16 protein-coding genes are annotated in these 20,424 nt (G+C 69.2%); 10 read left to right on the top strand and 6 right to left on the bottom strand.

What is annotated here, in order from left to right:
• Positions 1 to 7: 7 nt before the first annotated feature.
• Entirely contained in the window at positions 8 to 904 is an 897-nt protein-coding gene (locus FBZ90_RS02270; protein WP_145729393.1) for a hypothetical protein, read from the bottom strand.
• Between the two features lie 90 nt (positions 905 to 994).
• A complete protein-coding gene (locus tag FBZ90_RS02265; RefSeq protein ID WP_145729392.1) occupies positions 995 to 1,933 on the bottom strand; it encodes a GlxA family transcriptional regulator in 939 nt (312 codons plus the stop codon).
• Between the two features lie 153 nt (positions 1,934 to 2,086).
• Between FBZ90_RS02265 and FBZ90_RS02260 the strand changes: the two genes are divergently transcribed.
• Complete coding sequence (locus tag FBZ90_RS02260; protein ID WP_145729391.1) at positions 2,087 to 2,890, top strand: SDR family NAD(P)-dependent oxidoreductase; 804 nt, start codon at positions 2,087 to 2,089, stop codon at positions 2,888 to 2,890.
• Between the two features lie 184 nt (positions 2,891 to 3,074).
• Here FBZ90_RS02260 and FBZ90_RS02255 read toward each other — a convergent pair whose 3' ends face one another.
• Positions 3,075 to 5,528: a penicillin-binding protein 1A gene (locus FBZ90_RS02255; RefSeq protein ID WP_246130103.1), complete on the bottom strand. Its 2,454-nt coding sequence runs from the start codon at positions 5,526 to 5,528 to the stop codon at positions 3,075 to 3,077.
• 147 nt (positions 5,529 to 5,675) lie between these two features.
• Positions 5,676 to 7,091 carry an N-acetylmuramoyl-L-alanine amidase gene (locus FBZ90_RS02250; protein ID WP_145729390.1) on the bottom strand — a complete coding sequence of 472 codons (1,416 nt, stop codon included), beginning with the start codon at positions 7,089 to 7,091 and terminating at the stop codon, positions 5,676 to 5,678.
• 676 nt (positions 7,092 to 7,767) lie between these two features.
• Here FBZ90_RS02250 and FBZ90_RS02245 point away from each other — a divergent pair.
• The 9 genes from FBZ90_RS02245 to FBZ90_RS02205 all read left to right on the top strand — a co-directional run bounded on the left by FBZ90_RS02245 (position 7,768) and on the right by FBZ90_RS02205 (position 18,145).
• Positions 7,768 to 10,968, top strand: coding sequence for an Rne/Rng family ribonuclease (locus FBZ90_RS02245; protein WP_145729389.1), 3,201 nt, complete (start codon positions 7,768 to 7,770; stop codon positions 10,966 to 10,968).
• A 225-nt stretch (positions 10,969 to 11,193) separates the two neighbouring features.
• Positions 11,194 to 11,853: a bifunctional nicotinamidase/pyrazinamidase gene (gene pncA / locus FBZ90_RS02240; RefSeq protein WP_145729388.1), complete on the top strand. Its 660-nt coding sequence runs from the start codon at positions 11,194 to 11,196 to the stop codon at positions 11,851 to 11,853.
• Between the two features lie 209 nt (positions 11,854 to 12,062).
• Positions 12,063 to 12,776 (top strand): glycosyltransferase family 2 protein, encoded by a 714-nt coding sequence (locus FBZ90_RS02235; protein ID WP_246130102.1) that lies wholly within the window; start codon positions 12,063 to 12,065, stop codon positions 12,774 to 12,776.
• Positions 12,777 to 12,780: 4 nt separating this feature from the next.
• The gene (locus FBZ90_RS02230) at positions 12,781 to 13,116 is read left to right on the top strand and encodes a lipid-A-disaccharide synthase N-terminal domain-containing protein (RefSeq protein ID WP_145729386.1); all 336 of its coding nucleotides are present in this window, start codon (positions 12,781 to 12,783) and stop codon (positions 13,114 to 13,116) included.
• Between the two features lie 15 nt (positions 13,117 to 13,131).
• Positions 13,132 to 14,934, top strand: a complete 1,803-nt coding sequence (locus FBZ90_RS02225; protein ID WP_145729385.1) for an ArnT family glycosyltransferase — start codon at positions 13,132 to 13,134, stop codon at positions 14,932 to 14,934.
• Positions 14,931 to 15,587: a phosphatase PAP2 family protein gene (locus FBZ90_RS02220; protein ID WP_145729384.1), complete on the top strand. Its 657-nt coding sequence runs from the start codon at positions 14,931 to 14,933 to the stop codon at positions 15,585 to 15,587. The genes FBZ90_RS02225 and FBZ90_RS02220 overlap by 4 nt, the downstream gene beginning before the upstream one ends.
• A gap of 37 nt (positions 15,588 to 15,624) precedes the next feature.
• Complete coding sequence (locus FBZ90_RS02215; protein WP_145729383.1) at positions 15,625 to 16,092, top strand: RidA family protein; 468 nt, start codon at positions 15,625 to 15,627, stop codon at positions 16,090 to 16,092.
• A 92-nt stretch (positions 16,093 to 16,184) separates the two neighbouring features.
• Entirely contained in the window at positions 16,185 to 17,408 is a 1,224-nt protein-coding gene (locus FBZ90_RS02210) for a GNAT family N-acetyltransferase (RefSeq protein WP_145729494.1), read from the top strand.
• Complete coding sequence (locus FBZ90_RS02205; RefSeq protein ID WP_145729382.1) at positions 17,405 to 18,145, top strand: alpha/beta fold hydrolase; 741 nt, start codon at positions 17,405 to 17,407, stop codon at positions 18,143 to 18,145. The genes FBZ90_RS02210 and FBZ90_RS02205 overlap by 4 nt, the downstream gene beginning before the upstream one ends.
• Positions 18,146 to 18,149: 4 nt before the next feature.
• Here FBZ90_RS02205 and FBZ90_RS02200 read toward each other — a convergent pair whose 3' ends face one another.
• Both FBZ90_RS02200 and FBZ90_RS02195 read right to left on the bottom strand, forming a co-directional pair.
• Entirely contained in the window at positions 18,150 to 18,920 is a 771-nt protein-coding gene (locus FBZ90_RS02200; protein ID WP_145729381.1) for a sulfite exporter TauE/SafE family protein, read from the bottom strand.
• A 270-nt stretch (positions 18,921 to 19,190) separates the two neighbouring features.
• Positions 19,191 to 20,414: an SAM-dependent methyltransferase gene (locus tag FBZ90_RS02195; RefSeq protein ID WP_186455562.1), complete on the bottom strand. Its 1,224-nt coding sequence runs from the start codon at positions 20,412 to 20,414 to the stop codon at positions 19,191 to 19,193.
• Positions 20,415 to 20,424: the final 10 nt, after the last annotated feature.

Genomic DNA, 20,424 nt, shown 5'->3' with positions numbered 1-20,424 from the left:
CAGTCCTTCAGAACGAGACGCGGCCGGTGAAAATCCAGGCGTGATCCAAGGTCGGCGTCAGCGCCGGTTCGCGTTGCAGCGTGGGCGACACCGCGAACTGGTAGCCAAAGCCGAAATTGGCCTTGGAATGGCCCCCCAGCGGGAAGCGGCCGAAGATGATGCCGGGGGTCAGCAGCACCTGGTTCTTGCCGTCGCGCAGGCCGCCGGACCAATAGGTGTCGTTCACCTCCAGCTCCGGCCAGAAATAATCGTCCAGGTGATATTGGAAGGTGACGTTGGTGGCCACCGCCCGGCCGATGGTGACCTCATGCGCCAGGGGCAGGGCGACACCCACGGTGCCCTGGATGTCGACCCGGCCGAAGCCCTTGCCGGCGGCCAGGGTGGGGGTGACCAGCCAGGCGTCGTTGGTGAAGGCCTTGATGCCGGTAGGCGCCTGGAAGCCCAGGAAGGCGGTGACGATGTAGTCCCCGCCCCAAGGACGCTGAGGGTCCGCAGTGGCGGACAGCAGGCGCTGCTTAACCAGCAGCACGGGATCGTCGCCGAAGCCCTGAACCGGCTTGATATTGGAGCGCACCTGATAAGGCGGAATGTTCAGCACCACCTCGGTGGTCGCGGTCGGAATCAGTTCCAGGCCCTTGCCGCCGCCATAGTTACGGACCATGGCGCCGGTGCCTTGGTACTGGTTCAGTTGGTCGAAGCGGAACTCCTGCTCCAGCCGGGGGGTCACGGTGACCAGCGGCGTCACCCAGCCAGGCTGGCTGGATTGGGCCTGATCGACGCGGGCGTACCAGTTGTTGAAGTAATCGCTGAGGACGTCGGTGCTCTGGGCGTAGGCCGTGCCAGTCAGCGCGCCAAAGGCAAGCACGCTTGACACCACGGCGCCTATGGCGGTGGGGCGGATCATGATGAGGGTCCTTATGGGGCTTCGTTATATTTTCTCGTATATATCGGGCCCGTTACCCCTCCGATTAAAATCGATTTTAATCAGGCACCGTCAGGCGCTGAGCCGCGCGGTCCGCTGGAAGGCCTGGGGCGGCTGGCCGAAGGCGCGCAGGAAGGCGCGGCGCATACGCTCCCGGTCGCCAAAGCCGGTTTCGCGCACGATGATCTCGATGGGATGGCGCCCCTCCTCCATCAGCACGCGCGCGGCCTCCAAGCGCAAATTCTCCACCGCCTTGGCGGGTGACTGGCCGGTTTCGGCATGGAAGGCGCGGCTGAACTGCCGGGGGCTGAGGTGCGCCACCTCGGCAAGCCGCTCCACCGACAGATCCTCCTTCAGGTTCTCGCGGGCGTAGCGCAGCACCGTCTGGATGCGGTCGGAGCGCGGTTCCAGTTCCAGCAGGGCGGAGAACTGGGACTGCCCGCCCGGGCGGCGGTGATACACCACCATCTTGCGCGCCACCGCGCGGGAGATGTCGGCGCCCAGATCCTCCTCCACCAGCGCCAGCGCCAGGTCGATGCCGGCGGTCATGCCGGCCGAGGTCCAGATGGGGCCGTCCTGGATGAAGATGCGGTCCTCCTCCATGCGCAGGGTGGGGAATTCCCGCTGCAGGGCACGGGCCACCAGCCAGTGGGTCGTAACCCGCCGCCCTTCCAGCAGGCCAGCGCGCGCCAGGATGGCGGCGCCCGTGCAAATGCTGGCGGTGCGGCGGGAGACGCGGGCCGCCCCGCGGACGAACACCGCCAGGCTGGCAGGTACCACAGCCAAGTCCAGGGCGCCGGCGACCATGAGCGTGTCATAACTGAGGTCCCCCGGCGGTTGGGCCTGCACCGCCACGCCGGAGGAGCTGACCACCATCCCCCCCATCTCCGACACCAGATGCACGTCATAGACCGGCCGGCCGGCGAGGATGTTCGCCACCTCGAACACCGTGACGACCACGAGATCCAGGATCTGGAAACCGGGGAAGACGACAACACCGACACGGCGCATGGGGGCTCTCCAGATCAGGGGATCAGGTCAGGGTGGGCAGCGATATGTCCTGAAAAGTGGCATCAATGACATTCGTGACAAGACCCTGCGCCGCTATCTTTCCCTTGTCAACGCCGGCGGCCCGCCGGTGTCCAAGCGAAAGGAAACCGGATCATGAGCACCATTTCCACCAAAGGTACCGCTGTCGTCACCGGCGCCTCCTCCGGCATCGGCGCCATCTATGCCGACCGTCTGGCCCGCCGCGGCTATGACCTGATCCTGGTGGCGCGTAACGCCGGCCGCCTTCAGGAGCGGGCCCAGCGCCTGGCCGCCGAAACCGGCCGCACGGTGGAGGTGCTGGCCGCCGACCTGACCAAGGCCAGCGACCTGCGCGCCGTGGAAGCCCGCCTGCGTGAGGACGCCCGCATCACCGCCCTGGTGAACAATGCCGGCGTGGGTGCCACGGCACCGCTGCTGGACGCGGATGTGGACGCCATGGAAGCTATGATCCAGCTGAACGTCACCGCCCTGACCCGCCTGACCTACGCCGCCGTGCCCGGCCTGGTGAAGCGCGGCGGGGGCCTGGTGATCAACATCGCCTCCATCGCCGGCATCGCGCCGGAGATCCTGAACGGTACCTACGGCGGCACCAAGGCCTTCGTCGTCGCCTTCACCCAGTCGCTGCACCATGAGCTGGCGGGCAAGGGCCTGCGTGCCCAGGCCGTGCTGCCTGGCGCCACGCGGACGGAGTTCTGGGGCGTGGCCGGCGTGCCGGTGGAACACCTACCGCAGGAGATCGTGATGCCGGCGGAGGAGATGGTGGACGCCGCGCTGGCGGGCCTGGACCAAGGTGAACTGATCACCATCCCTGCCCTGCCTGATGCCGCTGACTGGCAGGCCTATGAGGACGCCCGCCAGAAGCTGAAGCCCAACCTGTCCCATGCCAGCGCCGCCGCCCGCCTGAAGCCGGCCGCGTAAGCGATAGCGCGAAACGGAACGGGCCGCCCCATCACCGGGCGGCCCGTTTTTTTTCACCGGCCGGCGGCGTGAGCCGTCACGCCGTTGGACGCGATAGCGGCAGCCGGAGGTTTCCGGGTAACGAAGTGGACTGGAAACCGAGGACAGCCAAGGACCGGATGTCCTGCCGGCGCCTGAGGCACGCTTAGTACACAGTCCCGGTTCCGGTTCCCATCTGTGTCCCCTGCTGCTGCGCCGCCGGGGTGGCCTGCACCCAGACGCTGCCGCCGTCGCCGCCATCCAGCACGCCTTCGCCGCCCTTGGGCTCGGTGCCGGGGATGAAGGCTTCCCAGATGGCTTTGCGGTCGCCAGGTTCGGCCAAGCGGCCGGTCTCAGGGTTCACGCGCACCAGGCGCACGCCGGGCGGCACGCGGAAGGGCAGCGAGGGCTTGTCGGCCAGCGCCGTCTCCATGAACTCCTTGAAGATGGGTACGGCGACCGAGGCGCCCGTCTCATGGTCGCCCAGGGAGCGCGGCTGGTCATAACCGGTGAAGACGCCGAACACCAGGTCGGGGGAGAAGCCGACGAACCAGGCGTCCTGGCTGTCGTTGGTGGTGCCGGTCTTGCCTGCCAGTGTCTTGCCCAGCACCCGCAGCGCCGCCGCCGTGCCGCGATCGACCACGCCCTGCAGGATGTTGACGATCTGGTAGACGGTGCGGGGGTCCTCGATCTGTTCACGCGTGTCGGGCACATCCGGCACAGCACCGACGTCGGCGCCTGCGGCGACGGAACCGGGCGTCAGCTGGCAACCCTCGCAGGCCCGCTGGTCGTGGCGGTAGATGGTCTTGCCGCTGGCGTCCTGCACCCGGTCGACGAAGGTGGGGGTAATGCGCTTGCCGCCATTGTCCAGCATGGCGTAGGCGGTGGTCAGCTTCAGCACCGTGGTTTCACCGGCACCCAGCGCCATGGACAGTTCCGGCGCCAGATGGTCGCTGATGCCGAACAGCTTGGCCTCATTCACCACCGCCGGCATGCCGATGTTCTGCGCCAAGCGCACGGTCATGACGTTGCGCGACTTCTCGATGCCCACGCGCAGCGGCGTGGGGCCATAGAACTGATCGGTGTAGTTGCTGGGCCGCCACTTCTCCTGCCCCGGCCCCTGCTCCAGCGAGAAGGGCGCGTCCAGCACCAGGCTGGAGGGGGTGAAGCCCCGGTCCAAGGCGGCCAGGTAGACGAAGGGCTTGAAGGCGGAACCGGGCTGGCGGTTGGCCTGGGTGGCACGGTTGAAGGCGCTGATGCGGGCGCTGAAGCCACCGCTCATGGCCAGGACGCGGCCGGTGCGCGGGTCCATGGCCACGACAGCGCCTTGCAGCTCAGGAATCTGGCGCAGGGCGTAGACGCCGGGCATGGGCGCCGGTTCTTCCGCCTTCTGGCCCTTCGACGCCGGCTTGGCCTCCGACATCGCCGGTTCGACCATGATCAGATCGCCGGCGGTGAGGGCGGTGGCGCGCTTGGCCCAGCGCACGTCGGCCGGCTGCAGCTTGCCCTGGCTGCCGTCCTTCAGGCCGATGGCGGCCTCTTCCCCGTCAGCCTTCAGCACGACGGCCAACTGCCAGCGTTCGCCACCGGCCGGCAGGGTCGCCTTGGCCAGCTGGTCCTGCCAGTTGGCCGGGCCTTCCAGGTGAGCCACGGGGCCACGCCAGCCCTTGCGGCGGTCGAACGCCTCCAGCCCATGGCGCAGGGCCTCCACAGCCGCCTGCTGCAGCTTGGGGTCGAGGGTGGTGCGGATGGACAGGCCGCCCTCATACAGCTTGGACTCGCCGTAGACGGACAGCAGCTCGCGCCGCACCTCCTCCACGAAGTAATCGGCATCGACCTGGCCTTCGGCATGACGGTCGCGGAAGGTCAGCGGCCGACCTTGCGCCTCCTTGGCCTCGGCGGTGGTGATGTAGCCATCCTCCGCCATGCGGCCCAGCACGTAGTTGCGGCGGGCGATGGCGGCATCGTGGAAGCGGTCGCGGTAATAACGGTCCGGCGCCTTGGGCAGACTGGCCAGGAAGGCCGCCTCATCCACCGTCAGCTCATCCAGCGACTTGTTGAAGTAGTTCAGCGCGGCGGCCGCGACGCCGAAGGAGCGGTTGCCGAGGAAAATCTCGTTCAGGTACAGCTCCAGGATGCGGTCCTTGGAGAGCGCGTCCTCGATCCGGTAGGAGAGGATGGCCTCCTTGATCTTGCGTACGTAGCTGACCTCGTTGTTCAGCAGGAACAAGCGCGTCACCTGCTGGGTGATGGTGCTGGCGCCGATGGGCCGCCGGTCCTGCCCCACCCGTTCCACGTTGGTGGCCATGGCACGGGCGATGGCCAGCCAGTCGACGCCACCGTGCTGGTAGAAGTTCTGATCCTCGGCCGAGACGAAGGCCTGGCGCACGCGCTTGGGGATCAGGCTGATGGGCACGAACACCCGCCGCTCCGCCGCGAACTCCGCGATCAGCCGGCCGTCGCCGGCCTGCACCCGCGTGGCTGTGGGCGGCTGATAATCCACCAGCTGGTGATAGTCCGGCAGGTCGGCCGCGTAATGGCGATAGCCCAGGTAGACGCCGACGCAGCCGGCCCCCGCCAGAATCAACAGCACGACCAACAGCTTGACGATAATGCGCATGGAACCGACCGACACCCGCAGGCGATAAGACCAAAAGATCGCGGCACCCTAGCAGGAAGCGCCCGCCCTGTCGCCGTCCGGCCGGCGGCGGCGCGCATGCCCCAGGCGCACGACTGCCGCGGGAAGCTAACGCGACACGATTATGGCTTATTTGCGCGAAGCGGGCCGTCGGGGCCCGAAATAACTGTCGATGGCGCGCACCATGTCGGCGGCGAAGCGCCGGCGGTGGCTGTCCGCGGTCAACAGGCGGGCGTCGGTGGGATGGGACAGGTAGCCCATCTCCACCAGGATGGCCGGCACGTCCGGCGCCGTCAGCACGGCGAAGCCGGCGGAGCGTAAGGGCGAATTCAGCAGCGCGATGTCCCGCCCCACCGACTCCACCACCAGGTTAGCCAGGCGCCGCGACTGGTTGCGGGTGTCGCGCTGCGCCAGGTCGATCAGGATGCTGGCGACCTGAGTGCTCTGGTCCGCCAGATCCAGGCCGGCGATGGCGTCGGACCGGTTCTCGCGCTGGGCCAGCATGTCGGCCTCACGGTCGGTGGCCCTGTCCGACAGGGTGTAGACCGACAGGCCGCGCACGGACCGGCCCACCACGATGTCGGCATGCAGGGAGATGAACAGGTCGGCACCCAGCGCCCGCGCCTTGCCTGGCCGGTCACGCAGGGGGATGAAGACATCGCTGTCCCGCGTCAGCGCCACGCGATAGCGGCCGGTGGCCTCCAGCGCGCGGGCCAGCACCCGGGCGGTGGCCAGCGTGATGTCCTTCTCATAGACCCCGGTGACGGCGGTGGCACCGGGGTCGTCGCCGCCATGGCCGGGGTCCAGAACGATCAGGGGCGTGCGGTCGCGCAGGGTGGGCTTGGCCCCTGGCGCCGGCGGCACCACCACCACCGGGGCCGCCTTGGGCGGCGGCTCGGGCGGCAAGGCGCCGATGCGGTTGGCGGCCGGCACCACGGCCCCCCCCGTCCCCACCGGCACCCCTCCTCCCGAAGGCGCCTCGGTTCGCGACGCCTCCGGCAGGACGGCGACGGCGGGCGTTTCCTCCGCCCGGGTGGTGGGCGGTGGCGGCGGGGCGGACGGCCCGGCGACGGCCGCCATCAGGCTGCCAAGGTCGCCATGGGCCAGATCCAGCACCAGGCGGGGCGGATGGCCGTCCCGCGCCGGCAGGAAATCGGCGTTGATCACGCGCACCGGGCCATCAGTTTCCAGCACCACCTGGGCGGAACCGGTCAGGCTGTTGGTCATGCGCACCGCCTTGACCAGGCCCCGGCCGGCGCCGGGCAGCGCCGCCTGCCAGGTCACGGCCGGCAGGTCGATCACCACCTGCGTCGGGCTGACGGAGGTGGTGACGTGGTAATCGGTGCGGGCGCTCATCTCCAACACGAAGCGGGTCTGGTCCCCCTGCAAGCCCAGTCGCACGGCCAGGACGGCGCTGCGGTTGGGGACGGAGGGCATGCGCAACGACTGTGCCTGCGCCAGGTCCATGGCCCCCAGGGTGCCGAGGCTGCCGGCCGCCGCCGGAGAAACGGCATAGGGCGAAAACAGGACCAGCCCGGCCACCATCGCCGCGCCCACCAGGGCGCCCGCGAGGGATGCGCGTCGCCTCCCCCGATATGCCAAGAACAGATGATGTCGACGCCCAAAGGCGGACAAGACAGGTTCCCCCCGAACGAGACGAGACGGGCCGTACCAGGGAGCGTTATACCTCCGCCGAATCAACCCCTTCAAGCATGATCATGAGATCCTGGCTAAGAAACGGCGGGCGCGCGGCGGTGTGGTGGCGGCGCCTGTCCCACCCGGCCCGTCCCAAACTAAGGCCCGGTCGCGGCCAGTCGCCGAGGACCATGATTCTTTTGATTGTAGTATGGGTCCCCCCGTGTTTATCTTGAAATCGCGACAACCAGTATCCTGGCCCGCCCCTCCCGGGGTGGGGGCGTCGCCCCCGGGTTTCGTGCCGCAGCCAGCCAAGTCCGCTGCGATGCGATCCGTGGGCGTGGCGCTTGAGGGGATGCTCGGTCCTGTGAAACCACGAAGCCGGTGCCGGCCCCCTGATTAAGGATAGGGGCTGGCGCCAGGTCCGTGTCGCCCGCCCCCCCGCTGGCCGCTTCCTGGAAGCGCCGTTTCGGGGTGCTCTTCCCTCGGCGGCGATGGGGATCCGACGCTTCGGCACTAAACGGTGGCACACCGGTGGGCCCGTCCGTCGTGCGGGCATGCCGTCCCTGTGCCATGAGGATAAAAAATGGCCAAGCGTATGCTTGTCGACGCCACGCATCCGGAGCAGACCCGGGTCGTCGTCGTCAACGGTAACAAGCTCGATGAGCTTGATTTTGAAATCGCCAGCCGGAAGCAGCTGAAGGGCAATATCTATCTTGCCAAGGTGATCCGGGTGGAGCCGTCGTTGCAGGCGGCCTTCGTGGAATACGGCGGCAACCGCCACGGCTTCCTCGCCTTCTCCGAAATCCATCCCGACTACTACCGCATCCCGGTCGCCGACCGCGAGGCCCTGCTGCGCGAGCAGGAGGAGCTGGAGCGGGAGCGCGAGGCACTGGAGCACGAGGAGGAGGAGGCCCTGCACGCGGCGGAGCATCCGCCCCTGCTGGAGGCCGGCGCCTCCGCCGTCAGCTACGACGACGCCCAGGCCGAACCCGCCGCCGCCTATCAGGCGGTCGCGGACGAGGTGGGCGCCCATGAGACGGTGGCCACCGACCTGGTGGTGCCGGAGGGCCACCCGGAAGACGCCTATGTGCCGCCGGCTCAGCCGCTGACCATCGAGCAGCCCTACATCACCGAGGAACTGCCCGCCGAGCACGCCGCCAGCGGCGACGCCGATGGCGAGACGGCGGAATTCGTCGAGGATGATGGCGAGGACGACGACACCGACGGCGACACCGAGGGTGAAGAGGGCGCCGATGGCGAAGCCGCCGATGCCGATGGCGAAACCGGTGAAGGCGACGCGGGCCGCCAGGGCGGCGACCGCCGCCGCCATCGCGGCCGCCGCGGCCGTCGCGGCCGCGAGCGGGGCGACCGCAACGGCGACCGCGCGCCCCAGGAAAACGGCCACCCTGGCGAGGCCGCGCATGCCGAGGAAGAGGGCGAGGAACGCCGCCGTCCCCGCTCGCTGCGCTCCTACAAGATTCAGGAAGTCATCCGCCGCCGGCAGATCCTGCTGGTGCAGGTGACGAAGGAAGAGCGCGGCACCAAGGGCGCCGCCCTGACCACCTATCTGTCGCTGCCCGGCCGCTACTGCGTGCTCATGCCCAACACCCCCCGGGGCGGCGGCATCTCCCGCAAGATCACCAACCCGCAGGACCGCAAGCGCCTGAAGGAGTTGCTGGAGGAGCTGGACATTCCGAAAGGCATGGCCGTCATCCTGCGCACCGCGGGCATGGAACGGTCCAAGCAGGAGATCAAGCGCGACCTCGAGTACCTGATGCGTCTGTGGGACAACATCCGCGAGCAGACCATGCAGGCGGTGGCGCCGGCGCTGATCTATGAGGAAGCGAACCTCATCAAGCGGTCCATCCGCGACCTGTACGCCAGCGACATCGACGAAGTGCATGTGGAAGGCGCTGCGGGCTACCGCACCGCCAAGGACTTCATGCGCATGCTGATGCCCAGCCACGCCAAGAAGATCCAGCCCTACACGGACGACATTCCGCTGTTCCACCGCTTCCAGGTGGAAAACCAGATCGACGCCATGTTCAACCCGGTGGTGCAGCTGCGCTCCGGCGGCTACATCGTCATCAACCAGACGGAAGCCCTGGTCGCCATCGACGTGAACTCCGGCCGCTCCACCAAGGAGCGGAACATCGAGGAGACGGCGGTGCGCACCAACCTGGAGGCCGCCGAAGAGGTGGCCCGCCAGCTGCGCCTGCGCGACCTGGCCGGCCTGATCGTCATCGACTTCATCGACATGGAGGACGGCCGGAACAACGCCGCGGTCGAAAAGCGCCTGAAGGAGGCCATGAAGGCCGACCGGGCGCGTATCCAGCTGGGCCGCATCTCCCCCTTCGGCCTGATGGAGCTGTCGCGTCAGCGGCTGCGCCCCAGCCTGCAGGAAATCAACTTCGAGCGCTGCCCGCACTGCGAGGGCACGGGCATGGTGCGGTCGCTGGAAAGCGCGGCCCTGGCCGTGCTGCGGGCCATCGAGGATGAGGGCATCCGCCGCCGCTCCACCGAGATCACGGTGACGGCCGCCAGCTCGGTCACCCTGTACATCCTGAACCAGAAGCGCGACGCCCTGACGGCCATCGAGCGCCGCTACGGCCTGCGCGTCTTCCTGTCGACCGACGACAGCCTGGTGCCGCCGGACCACCGTCTGGAGCGCATCCGCGCCCGCACGGCTGCCGACGACCAGCCCGCCGCCGCCGTCAGCGCCGAGCGCATCTACGCCGAAACCGACCGCGCCTTGGAAAAGGCGGACGAGGTTGAGGAAGAGGTCGCCGAGGAAGAGGTCGAGGAGACCACGGCTGAGAGCGGCAATGGCGAAGGCAACGGCCAGGATCGCCGCCGCCGCCGCCGCCGCCGCCGTGGCGGTGGGCACGAGCGGGGCGAAGGCGCGCCGCAGACCGCCGACATCCCCGAGGGGGAACAGTCCGCCGACGCGGCCATCGCCGGTGAAGGCGTCGAACCTGCCGCCGGCGAGGATGCCGATGGCGAGGGCGCCGAGGGTCTGGAGACCGCTGACGGCGATGACGCCAATGGTGAGCGCAAGAAGCGCCGTCGCGGCAAGCGCGGCGGTCGCCGTCGCGGCCGCCATGGCGCCGAGGGCGAAGGCACCGAGGGTGACGTCACGGGGAGTGACACCTTTGAGGGCGACGATGGTGACGTCGTCGCGGCCGAAGGTACCGAGGGCGATGCGGTGATCGCCGAGGTGGATGCCGCCGTTCCGGTGCCCGCCACCGAGCCAGTGGTCGAGGCCCCGGCCGAAGCGGTGACGGCCCCGGTGACGGAACCCGTCCCGGTCGACGCGGCCCCGGCCGCCGAGCCGGTCGCGGAGGAGGCCCCGGCCAAGCCCAAGCGCGCCACCCGTAGCCGCAAGAAGGCCGCCCCCGCAGCCGAGGTTCCCCCCGCCGACGTTTCCACCGAGGAAACCCCGGCAGTGACCGACGCCGTAGCCCCCGCGGTCGACGCCGCGCCAGTCGCCGAAGAAGCCCCGGCCAAGCCCAAGCGCGCCCCCCGCAGCCGCAAGAAAGCCGCCCCCGCAGCCGAGGTTTCCAGCGAGGAGGCCCCGACCGTGGCTGACGCGCCGGTTGCCGAGGCGGCCCCCACTGCCCCGGCGCCCGAGGCGCCTGTGGTGGTAGCGGAGCCGGTGGTAACGGAACCGGCGGCCGACGTGGCCCCGGCCGGTGAAGCCGCCCCCGCAGCGCATCCGTCGGTGGAGCTGAACCCGCCGGTGGAACAGCCCAAAAAAGGCTGGTGGAGCCGCGTGCTGAAGTAAGCCCTTCTGGCCCTAGGCCCCTTCGGACAGAGGGCCTAGGGCCATAATCCTAAAAGAATCAGCCCTCCCGAACTGCGGTTCGGGAGGGCTTTTTCATGTACGATGTGTTTCGAATGAATGAATTCCCCGTGTGAAGGCGGCGGCGCCTTTGGGCGCGGAGTCGCTGGAAACCATCACGCGTGCCTCCCGCCGCCGCAGGAGCCGCCCGAACGCCAGGCAGTCCGAATGCGCACCGACACCGACGCCTTGATCCTGATCGACATCCAGAACGATTTCTGCCCCGGCGGGGCCCTCGCCGTCGCCGATGGCGACGCGGTGGTGGGGCCGGCCAATGAGCTGGCCGCCCATTTCGCCACCGTGATCCTGACCCAGGACTGGCACCCGGCGGGCCACCGTTCCTTCGCCAGCGCCCATGCCGGCCATCGCCCGTTCGACATGGTGCAGATGCCCTATGGGCCACAGATGCTATGGCCTGACCACTGCGTCCAGGGGACGGAAGGGGCCGCCTTCCACGCCGGGCTGGCCCCAGCGGTCGACAAGGCGCAACTGGTGGTGCGCAAGGGCTTCCGCCCGCATATCGACAGCTATTCCGCCTTTTTCGAGAATGACCGGGTGACGCCCACCGGCTTGGCCGGCGCGCTGCGCGAACGCGGGGTGCAGCGGATCTACCTGGCGGGCCTGGCCACGGACTATTGCGTCGCCTACTCCGCCACCGACGCCGCGCGCCTGGGCTTCGAGGCGCTGATCGTGGAGGACGCCTGCCGGGCCATCGACCTGCACGGCTCCCTCACCGCCGCGAGGCGCGACTGGACGGCCGCCGGCGTGCGCAGCGTCAGCCTGGCGGATGTGCTGGCCCTGGACGCGCCCTTGGCCTCTGTCGCCTGAGGCTCCCCGGCGCGGCGGCGTTCGCAAAGCGGCGACCTTCAAGGCGCGCCGCCGCAAGGCACCCCTGCCCTATCCAGCACCCCGGGGCAGGCCGCCCTTGTTGACGCTGGCGGCAAACTGTAGCTTCCTGCCCCAAACATGTCCCGGGCGCCTCTGCCGAGGCGGCGGCCCGGATTTTTTCGTGCCCTCCGTGCGCCGAGGTGATGGGTTTGCGCTACACCATCCTGATTTCCGTCCTGAACGAGCAGGGCAACATCCTGCCGCTCCTGGAAGAGCTGCAAGCCGTGGCGCCCTACCCCGGGGACTATGAGGTCCTGTTCGTCGACGACGGCAGCACGGACGGCACGCCGGCGGAGCTGCAGCAAGCCAAGGCCAAATACCCGTTCGTGCGGGTCCTGCGCCACGGCCAGCGCGCGGGCAAGAGCCGCGCCATCCGCAGCGGCTGCCATGCGGCCAAGACCGACTGGATCATGATGGTCGATGGCGACATGCAGAACGACCCCCGCGACATCGCGCCCATGCTGGCGGCGGTAGAGCGGGACCCAGAGGTGAAGGTGGTGTGCGGCATCCGCCGCCGCCGCGACGACACCCTGGCCAAGAAGATCACCTCGCGCCTGGGCAACGGCATCCGCCGGTCGCTGCTGCGCGACGGCTGCCCCGACACCGGCTGCGGCTTCAAGCTGGTGCACCGCGCCGCCATGCTGGAACTGCCGCAGTTCGACGCCATCCACCGCTTCATCCCCACCGTGGCGACCTACAGCGGCTGGAAGATGGCCAACGTGCCCATCAACGACCGCAAGCGCCACGCCGGCCGGTCCAAGTACACCAACATCGGCCGCGCCTTCGTCGGCTTCTTCGACCTCTTGGGCATGCTGTGGATGCTGCGGCGGAACACCATGCCCGGCACCGTGAGGGAGGTTTGAGGCCATGGTGTGGGAGCATATCGCCCAGTTCCTGGCACACTGGTGGCAGGAAGCCCTGGGCAAGAACGGCTGGATCGCCGCCTTCGGCCTGTTCGGCCAGGCGATGTTCATGTCGCGCTTCATCGTGCAGTGGATTTCCAGTGAGCGCGCCGGCCGCAGCGTCGTGCCCGTGACCTTCTGGTATTTCAGCCTGGCGGGTGGCGCCCTGGTGCTGCTGTACGGCCTGCTGAAGCCGGACCTGGTCATCATCGCCGGCCAGATGCCGGGGCTGGTGGTCTATGCCCGCAACCTGCACCTTATCCATAAGCACAAGCGCGCCGAAGCCGCCGCCGCGACCTGACGGGACGTCCAATCGATGAACGACACCTTCCGCCCCGCCGTCCTGCGGCCCATGCACTACGTCATCCTGGCGCTGCTGGCCCTGGCGACGTTCCTGCCGGGTTTCACCACCATCCCGCCCTTCGACCGGGATGAGAGCCGCTTCGCCCAGGCGACCCGGCAGATGCTGGAAACGCACGACTTCGTCTCCATCCGTTTCCAGGACGAGGCGCGCAACAAGAAGCCCGTGGGCATCCATTGGCTGCAGAGCGCGACCGTCACGGCGGTGCAGGCCGTCACCGGCGACCATGATCCCGAAACGACGCCCATCTGGGCCTACCGCCTGCCCTCGCTCATCGGCGCTGTCACCGCCGTGCTGCTGACCGCCTGGGCGGGGCAACTGCTGTTCGGCGCCACCGCCGGCTTCGGCGCCGGCCTGCTCATGGCCGTCAGCGTGCTGTTGAGCGTCGAGGCGCGCATGGCCAAGACCGACGCCGTGCTGCTGGCCACGGTGGTGGCGGCCATGGGCGCGCTGGGCCGCATCTATCTGGACCGGCGCAAGCCCCTGCCCCCCACCTGGGGCCTGACGCTGACCTTCTGGGTGGCGCTGGGCGTCGGCATCCTGATCAAGGGGCCGGTCATCCTGCTGCCGGTGCTGGGCAGCATCGTCACCCTGGGCTTCGCCGACCGCGACTGGTCCTGGCTGAAGGGCCTGCGCCCCGTGCCCGGCCTGGCCATCGTGCTGGCCATGGTGCTGCCCTGGGCCATCGCCATCGCCGTGGCCACCAAGGGCCAGTTCTTTGCCGACGCCATCGGGCACGAGTTCCTGGGCAAGGTGAATTCCGGCCAGGAAAAGCATGCCGGCCCGCCCGGCTATTACCTCATCACCTTCTGGCTCAGCTTCTGGCCCGGCAGCCTGCTGGTGGGACTGGGCGCCGCCTGGGCCTGGCGCCGCCGCCATGACGACGCCGTGCGCTTCTGCCTGGCCTGGATCGTGCCCACCTGGCTGATCTTCGAGGCGGTGGCAACCAAGCTGCCCCACTATGTCCTGCCCACCTTCCCCGCCTTGGCCTTCCTGGGCATGGCCGCCCTGCTGTCGCGCATCGACGCCAAGGCGGCGGCCGGTCGGAGCAGCACCCAAGGCACGCTGAATCAGCCCACGACGGCCGGCCGCATCGGCCGCTGGGCCGTCGTCTTCGTCTACCTGGTCATCACCGTGGCCCTGGCCATCCTGGGCGCCGGCGCGCCGCTGCGGCTGGAGGGCACCAACCTGCCGGCGGGCTTCGTCGCCGGCGCCTTGGCGCTGGCCACCGGCATCGCCTTCGTGGTGCTGGAGCGGATCGGCTGCCTGAAGCGGCTGACCCTGGCTGTGGCCGCCGGTGGCGCGCTCAGCATGATCACCATCCTGGGCCTGGTCATGCCCAGCCTGAAGGCCATGTGGCTGAGCCCCACCATCGCCCAGGCCGTGGCGGACCACCGCCTGTGCCCCACCACCGTGCTGGCGGCGTCGGGGTACACCGAGCCCAGCATGGTCTTCCTGGTGGGCACCAAGACCAAGCTGGGTGAGCCGGACATGGTGGCCAACCACCTGGCCGACGATCCCGGCTGTGGCCTGGCCCTGGTGCGGGACAAGGAGGAACCGGCCTTCGCCGCCCAGTTGGCCGCGCGCGGCCTGTCGCCGGAACTGATCAAGCATTTCCGCGGGTTCAACTACTCGCGCGGCAGCTGGGCCAACCTGGCCCTGTACCGCGCCGGCGCGCCGGTCAACGCGCCGGCCCCCCAAACGCCTGCGGATCAGGTGCCCGCGGATCAACCGAAGCCGGCGACGCCACAGCCGTGAAGCGTGCGATCCTGATCGTGGTCGGCTTCCTGGCGCTGGAGGCCGTGCTCATGCTGTGGGTGGACCGGCCCTTCGCCCTATGGGCGGCGCAGCTACCGCATTGGGTCACGGCCGTCAGCCATCATCTGACGCGGGTGGGTGACAGCCTGTACAGCCTGGTGCCCCTGGGCCTGGCGGCCCTGGCGCTGACCACCGCGCGTGCCCAGGCGGAGGGGACGCAGCGGGAACGGCTGGGCCGTTGGCTGGGGGCCGTGGCCTTCGTTTTCCTGGCCGTGGCCCTGTCCGGCCTGGCGGTGGACGCCGTGAAGGCGGTGGTCGGCAGGCCCCGGCCCATCCTGTTCCTGAGCGAGGGCGCCATCTGGCCCCAGCCCTTCCACATGGGCTTCCGCTATTATTCCTTCCCCTCCGGCCACGCCGACACCCTGGTGGCGCTGGCCCTGTCGATCGGCATCCTGTGGCCCCAGCACCGGCGGGCGCTGGTGGGGCTGGCCCTGGCCCTGGCGACCACACGGCTGTGGGTGGGCGCGCACTATCCGTCCGACGTGGTGGCGGGCGCGGCCGTGGCGGTGCTGACCACCCGCCCGTTGCGCGATCTCTTCATACGCCGTGGCTGGTTGCCGGCGCCCAATGGCGCTATGGTCCCCGGCCGATAGCAGTTTCAGTCCCAACGATCCCATCATGGAGGAAGACATGGCCGGCCGTATCGACGCCCGTCTGAAAGAACTCGCCATCGAGCTGCCGACCCCGGCCATCCCGGTGGCGGCCTACGTCCCGGCCGTGCGCACGGGCAACACCCTGTTCCTGTCGGGCCAGATTCCGTTCTGGAACGGCGAACTGCGTTGCGTCGGCAAGCTGGGCGACAATTTCACGGTGGAACAGGGCGCCGAAGCCGCCCGCCTGTGCGCCCTGAACCTGATCGCCCAGGCCAAGGCCGCCCTGGACGGCGACCTGGACCGCATGGTGCGCGTGGTCAAGCTGGTGGGCTTCGTCAACTCCACCGGTGACTTCACCGACCAGCCCAAGGTCATCAACGGCGCCTCCGAGACCTTCGTGCAGGTGTTCGGCGACGCCGGCCGCCATGCCCGCTCCGCCGTCAGCGCCGCCGCCCTGCCCCTGGGCGTCGCGGTCGAGGTCGAGGCCATCCTGGAAGTGGCCTGAGCCACCTCATCATTTGCACGCCGCCCGCTCTTGTTAAATGCCGTTCGGCACCCGACTATTAGCCTGGGTGCCGAACGGATCGGGATAGCGTGATGGCGGATGGAAGCAGCGACTGGACGGCGGGGCTCAAGGTGGCTGTGGCCCCGCGCATCGGCGCGCTGGACGCGGCGGATTGGGACAGGCTGGCGGCCAGCGACGCCTATCCCGGCCATCCCTTCACCCGGCACGCCTTCCTGAGGATTCTGGAGGACAGCGGCTCCGTCGGGCGCAAGACCGGATGGCTGCCGCAGCACCTGACGGTGCGCGACGCCCAGGGCCGCCTGGTGGGCGCGGCGCCGATGTACCTGAAGTCACATTCCTACGGCGAATATGTCTTCGACCAGGGCTGGGCGAACGCCTATGAGCGCGCGGGCGGGGAGTATTATCCCAAGCTTCAGGTCTCCATCCCCTTCACGCCGGCGACCGGGCCCCGCCTGCTGGTCGACCTCACCTGTCCCGATCCGCAGGGCGTGCGGCGGCTCATGGTGGCCGCGCTGCGCAGTGCCGCGGTGGACAACAAGCTGTCATCCGTTCACGTCACTTTCCCCGCGCCGGAGGATCGCGCCGCCCTGACAGGGGCCGGCTGGCTGGATCGCCACGGCGTGCAATACCATTGGGAGAACAGGGGCTACCGCGACTTCACCGACTTCCTGGCCGCCTTCAGCAGCCGCAAGCGCAAGGCGGTGCGCAAGGAACGCCAGGCGGTCGCGGACAGCGGGGTGGAGGTGCTGACCCTGACGGGCAGCGACCTGACGGAGGAACACTGGGACGCCTTCTTCCGCCTGTACAACGCCACCAGTGACCGCAAGTGGGGCTGGGCCTACCTGACGGAAGACTTCTTCCATCGGCTGGGGGCGGAAATGGCGGACAACGTCGTGCTGGTCATGGCCCGCGACCCCGCCCGTCCGGACGACAAGGGCCGCCCCGCCTGGGTGGGGGGTGCCTTGAACCTGATGGGCGACGATGCGCTCTACGGCCGCAACTGGGGCTCCGCCGGCGACTACCCCTTCCTGCATTTCGAGGCCTGCTACTACCGCGCCATCGAGTTCGCCATCGAGCGTGGCCTGGAGCGGGTGGAGGCCGGGGCGCAGGGCGAACACAAGGTGCAGCGCGGCTACCTGCCGGTCACCACCCACAGCGCCCATTATATCGCCGACCTCGGCCTGCGCCGCGCCGTGGCCGATTTCGTGGAACGGGAGCGCGCGGGTGTCGCCGCCGACATCGAAACGCTGCTGGCGGAAAGCCCCTATCGCCAAGCCGATGGCGGGGCCGAATGAACATCGTCCACCGGCTGACCGTCGGCGCCCATGGCCTGAGCGTCCTGGCCGCCGGCCCGGACCCGGTGGAGCAGGCGGCCCGTCCCATCATTCTGGTGCACGGCACACCGGGCAGCGCCGGTGGCTGGCGCTGGTTCCTGGGCCATGGCCCCCAGGGTGTGTCGCTGCTGGCGCCAGACCGGCCGGGCTTCGGCCACAGCGCCCCGCAGGAGGCGCTGATCGGCCTGAAGGCCCAGGCCGGACGGCTGGCACCGCTGCTGGCGCTGAACCCGGCCAACCCGCCAGCCATCCTGGTGGGGCATTCCATGGGTGGTCCCGTCGTGGCGCGCCTGGCGTTGGAGCAGCCGGAGCGCGTGGCCGCCCTGGTGCTGGTGGCGACCTCTTTCGATCCGAACCTTGAGCACCAGCATCCCTTGCAGCCCTGGGCGGATCGGGAACCCTGGCGCCGGCTGCTGCCCCGGCCGCTGCGCAACGCCAACCGGGAATTGCTGACCATCGTGCCGGAGCTTCACGCCCTGGCGCGGGACCTGGGCCAGGTACGCTGCCCCGTGGTCATCCTGCACGGCACGGCCGATCGGGAATCGCCCTACGGCAACGTCGCCTATCTGCAACGCCACCTGACCCAGGCGATGGTGGAGGTGCGCACGCTGGAGGGGGCGGGCCATTTCCTGCCGTGGACCCGCCGCCACGATGTGATGGCGGCCATAGAGCGCGCCCGGACGCTGTGCACCGTTTAGCGGATCAGAACGGGCTACGGTCAAGGACGCCGAACGCCAGGCTGAGCAGCAAGGCCGCATTCAACAGCATCAGCGGTGGGGTGACCCAGGCGGCGACGCCGCTGAATTGGCGTCCCACCGCCCGGCCGGCCACCGCCACGGTCATCAGGCTGGGGGCGGTGCCCACGGCGAAGGCCGCCAGCACCAGCGCGCCCCCGCCGGCGGACCCGCTGCTGACCGCCGCCGCCAGCGCCGCATAGACCATGCCGCAAGGAATGAAGCCCAGCAGCACGCCCAGAAGATAGCCGTTCAGGCCGCGCGGGTCGGCAAATAGCCGGCGCAGCGGCCGGGCCAGCGCCGCCGTCAGGCGCGCCGCACCCGCGGTTCCCAGGCTGAACCGGCCGGCCGGCACCAGGCGTACCAGGCGGGGCGCCACCCGGCCCAGCCCGGCCAGGCCCTGGCGCAGGAACAGCAGCGCAGCGATCCCCAGGAATACAGCCAGCAGCCAGCGAAATTCCGTCGCCCGCACCACGAGGCCGGACAAGCCGCCGGCGACGGCGCCCAACGCGGCGTAGGTGGTCATGCGGCCCAGGTGATAGGGCAACAGCAGGATACCGGCGGGGCGTATCAGCGCCGGACCCGCCGCCTCCCCCGCCCCCACCTGCGCCAGCACGAAGGGGCCGCACATGCCGACGCAATGGCCAAAGCCGCCCGTCAGGCCGGCCATGAACACGGCGGCCATCAGAGCGGGCAAGCTCAACGGCGCGGACTGCAGCATGGACAGGTGGTCGTGCATGGGACGGTGTCCGGATCAGGATTTGCCTAATACGCGTGGCATTTGATCGTAACCGCTCAAATGCCCCCTCAGTCGCCGGGCGCCAGCATCCGCTGGCTAGGCTTCCTCGCTACGCCCTGCGGTGCTCGCTCCGGCGGACGCAGTCGCGTCCTACCAGCGGCACGAGTCAAAGTCTCACGCCGCTGGTAAAAGCCATAAACCATGCGCCGGCCGCATCGCTTGATCCGGATCAGTCCTTTTCACTTTTCTCCAGGGATGGTTCGCCCAAACTCAGGTCGCGGGCACCAGGCGGTACAACCCGACATCGATCACGCCGGCGCGGAAGCCCGCCTCGCAGTACGCCAGGTAATAATCCCAAAGCCGACGGAAATGGGGCGGGAAGCCCATGTCCTGGATATCCGTCCAGGCGGCATGGAAGCGCTGGCGCCATTCCGCCAGCGTGCGGGCGTAGCTGTCGCCGAACGTCTCCGCCCCCTCCAGGCGCAGGCCGGCCGCCTCGGCCTCCCGCACCAGGCGCGAGGGGGACGGCAGCATGCCGCCGGGAAAGACGTGGCGCTGGATGAAGTCGACCTCGCGCCGGTAATGCTCGAAACGGGATTCGTCGATGGTGATGACCTGCAGCACGGCGACACCCTGATCGGACAGGCGCCGGCGCAGCGTCTGGAAATACTGGGGCCAGTAGCGCTCGCCCACCGCTTCCAGCATCTCGATGGAGACGATGCGGTCATAGGTGCCGGTGACGTCGCGATAATCCTGCAGGCGCAGGTCGGCCCTGACATCCAGGCCGGCCTTGGCCAGACGGTCCTGGGCCACGGCCAACTGCGACGGCGACAGCGTCAGGCCGGTGACATGGCAGCCCTGGCGCGCGATCCGTTCCGCCAGGCCGCCCCAGCCGCAACCGATCTCCAGCACCTGTTCCCGCCCGCTAAGGCCCAGAAGGTGGACGATGCGGTCCAGCTTGACCTCCTGCGCCGCCTCCAGCGTCTGGTCGGGGGCGGTGTACAGGGCTGACGAATAGGCCATGCCCTGGTCCAGCCAGCGTGCATAGAAGTCATTGCCCAGATCATAATGGGCCATGATGTTGCGCCGGCTGCCCTTGCGCGTGTTGGCGCGGCCGCGATGCACCAGGGTCTTCACCATGCGGGCCAGGGGCGTGCCGGCGAAGGCGCCGTCCAAACGGCTGATGTTGCGCGCCGCCAGTTCCAGGAGGGCCGGCAGGTCGGGGCTGGACCAGTCGCCATCGGCATAGGCTTCGGCGAAGGCCACGTCCCCGCCAAAGGCCAGACGCCGCACGGCGCGCCAGCGGTGGATCTCCAGCACGCCATCGGGCCCGGGATGGGCGGCCTGGCGCGTCAGGCGGGTGCCGTCCGGCAGTTGCACCGTGATCCGCCCAGCCGCCACACGGGCCATGACACGCGACAGCAAATGAGCCGCCAGCCGCCGCAAGGGCTGCGCCGAGGTCGGGGATTTGGAAGAGATATCCAAGGTAGACATGGGCGAAGAG

The sequence above is a fragment of the Nitrospirillum pindoramense genome (genome assembly GCF_007827955.1).
Taxonomy (GTDB): domain Bacteria; phylum Pseudomonadota; class Alphaproteobacteria; order Azospirillales; family Azospirillaceae; genus Nitrospirillum; species Nitrospirillum amazonense_B.
Note: the sequence above shows the minus strand (reverse complement) of the source record. Positions and strands in the feature narration are given on the sequence as shown.

What these genes read in the sequence shown, in the direction of transcription:
- FBZ90_RS02270 (WP_145729393.1), bottom strand. Translation starts at nt 904, where the DNA reads ATGATCCGCCCCACCGCCATAGGCGCCGTGGTGTCAAGCGTGCTTGCC.
- FBZ90_RS02265 (WP_145729392.1), bottom strand. Translation starts at nt 1,933, where the DNA reads ATGCGCCGTGTCGGTGTTGTCGTCTTCCCCGGTTTCCAGATCCTGGAT.
- FBZ90_RS02260 (WP_145729391.1), top strand. Translation starts at nt 2,087, where the DNA reads ATGAGCACCATTTCCACCAAAGGTACCGCTGTCGTCACCGGCGCCTCC.
- FBZ90_RS02255 (WP_246130103.1), bottom strand. Translation starts at nt 5,528, where the DNA reads ATGCGCATTATCGTCAAGCTGTTGGTCGTGCTGTTGATTCTGGCGGGG.
- FBZ90_RS02250 (WP_145729390.1), bottom strand. Translation starts at nt 7,091, where the DNA reads ATGGTGGCCGGGCTGGTCCTGTTTTCGCCCTATGCCGTTTCTCCGGCG.
- FBZ90_RS02245 (WP_145729389.1), top strand. Translation starts at nt 7,768, where the DNA reads ATGGCCAAGCGTATGCTTGTCGACGCCACGCATCCGGAGCAGACCCGG.
- pncA (WP_145729388.1), top strand. Translation starts at nt 11,194, where the DNA reads ATGCGCACCGACACCGACGCCTTGATCCTGATCGACATCCAGAACGAT.
- FBZ90_RS02230 (WP_145729386.1), top strand. Translation starts at nt 12,781, where the DNA reads ATGGTGTGGGAGCATATCGCCCAGTTCCTGGCACACTGGTGGCAGGAA.
- FBZ90_RS02225 (WP_145729385.1), top strand. Translation starts at nt 13,132, where the DNA reads ATGAACGACACCTTCCGCCCCGCCGTCCTGCGGCCCATGCACTACGTC.
- FBZ90_RS02215 (WP_145729383.1), top strand. Translation starts at nt 15,625, where the DNA reads ATGGCCGGCCGTATCGACGCCCGTCTGAAAGAACTCGCCATCGAGCTG.
- FBZ90_RS02210 (WP_145729494.1), top strand. Translation starts at nt 16,185, where the DNA reads ATGGCGGATGGAAGCAGCGACTGGACGGCGGGGCTCAAGGTGGCTGTG.
- FBZ90_RS02205 (WP_145729382.1), top strand. Translation starts at nt 17,405, where the DNA reads ATGAACATCGTCCACCGGCTGACCGTCGGCGCCCATGGCCTGAGCGTC.
- FBZ90_RS02200 (WP_145729381.1), bottom strand. Translation starts at nt 18,920, where the DNA reads ATGCACGACCACCTGTCCATGCTGCAGTCCGCGCCGTTGAGCTTGCCC.
- FBZ90_RS02195 (WP_186455562.1), bottom strand. Translation starts at nt 20,414, where the DNA reads ATGTCTACCTTGGATATCTCTTCCAAATCCCCGACCTCGGCGCAGCCC.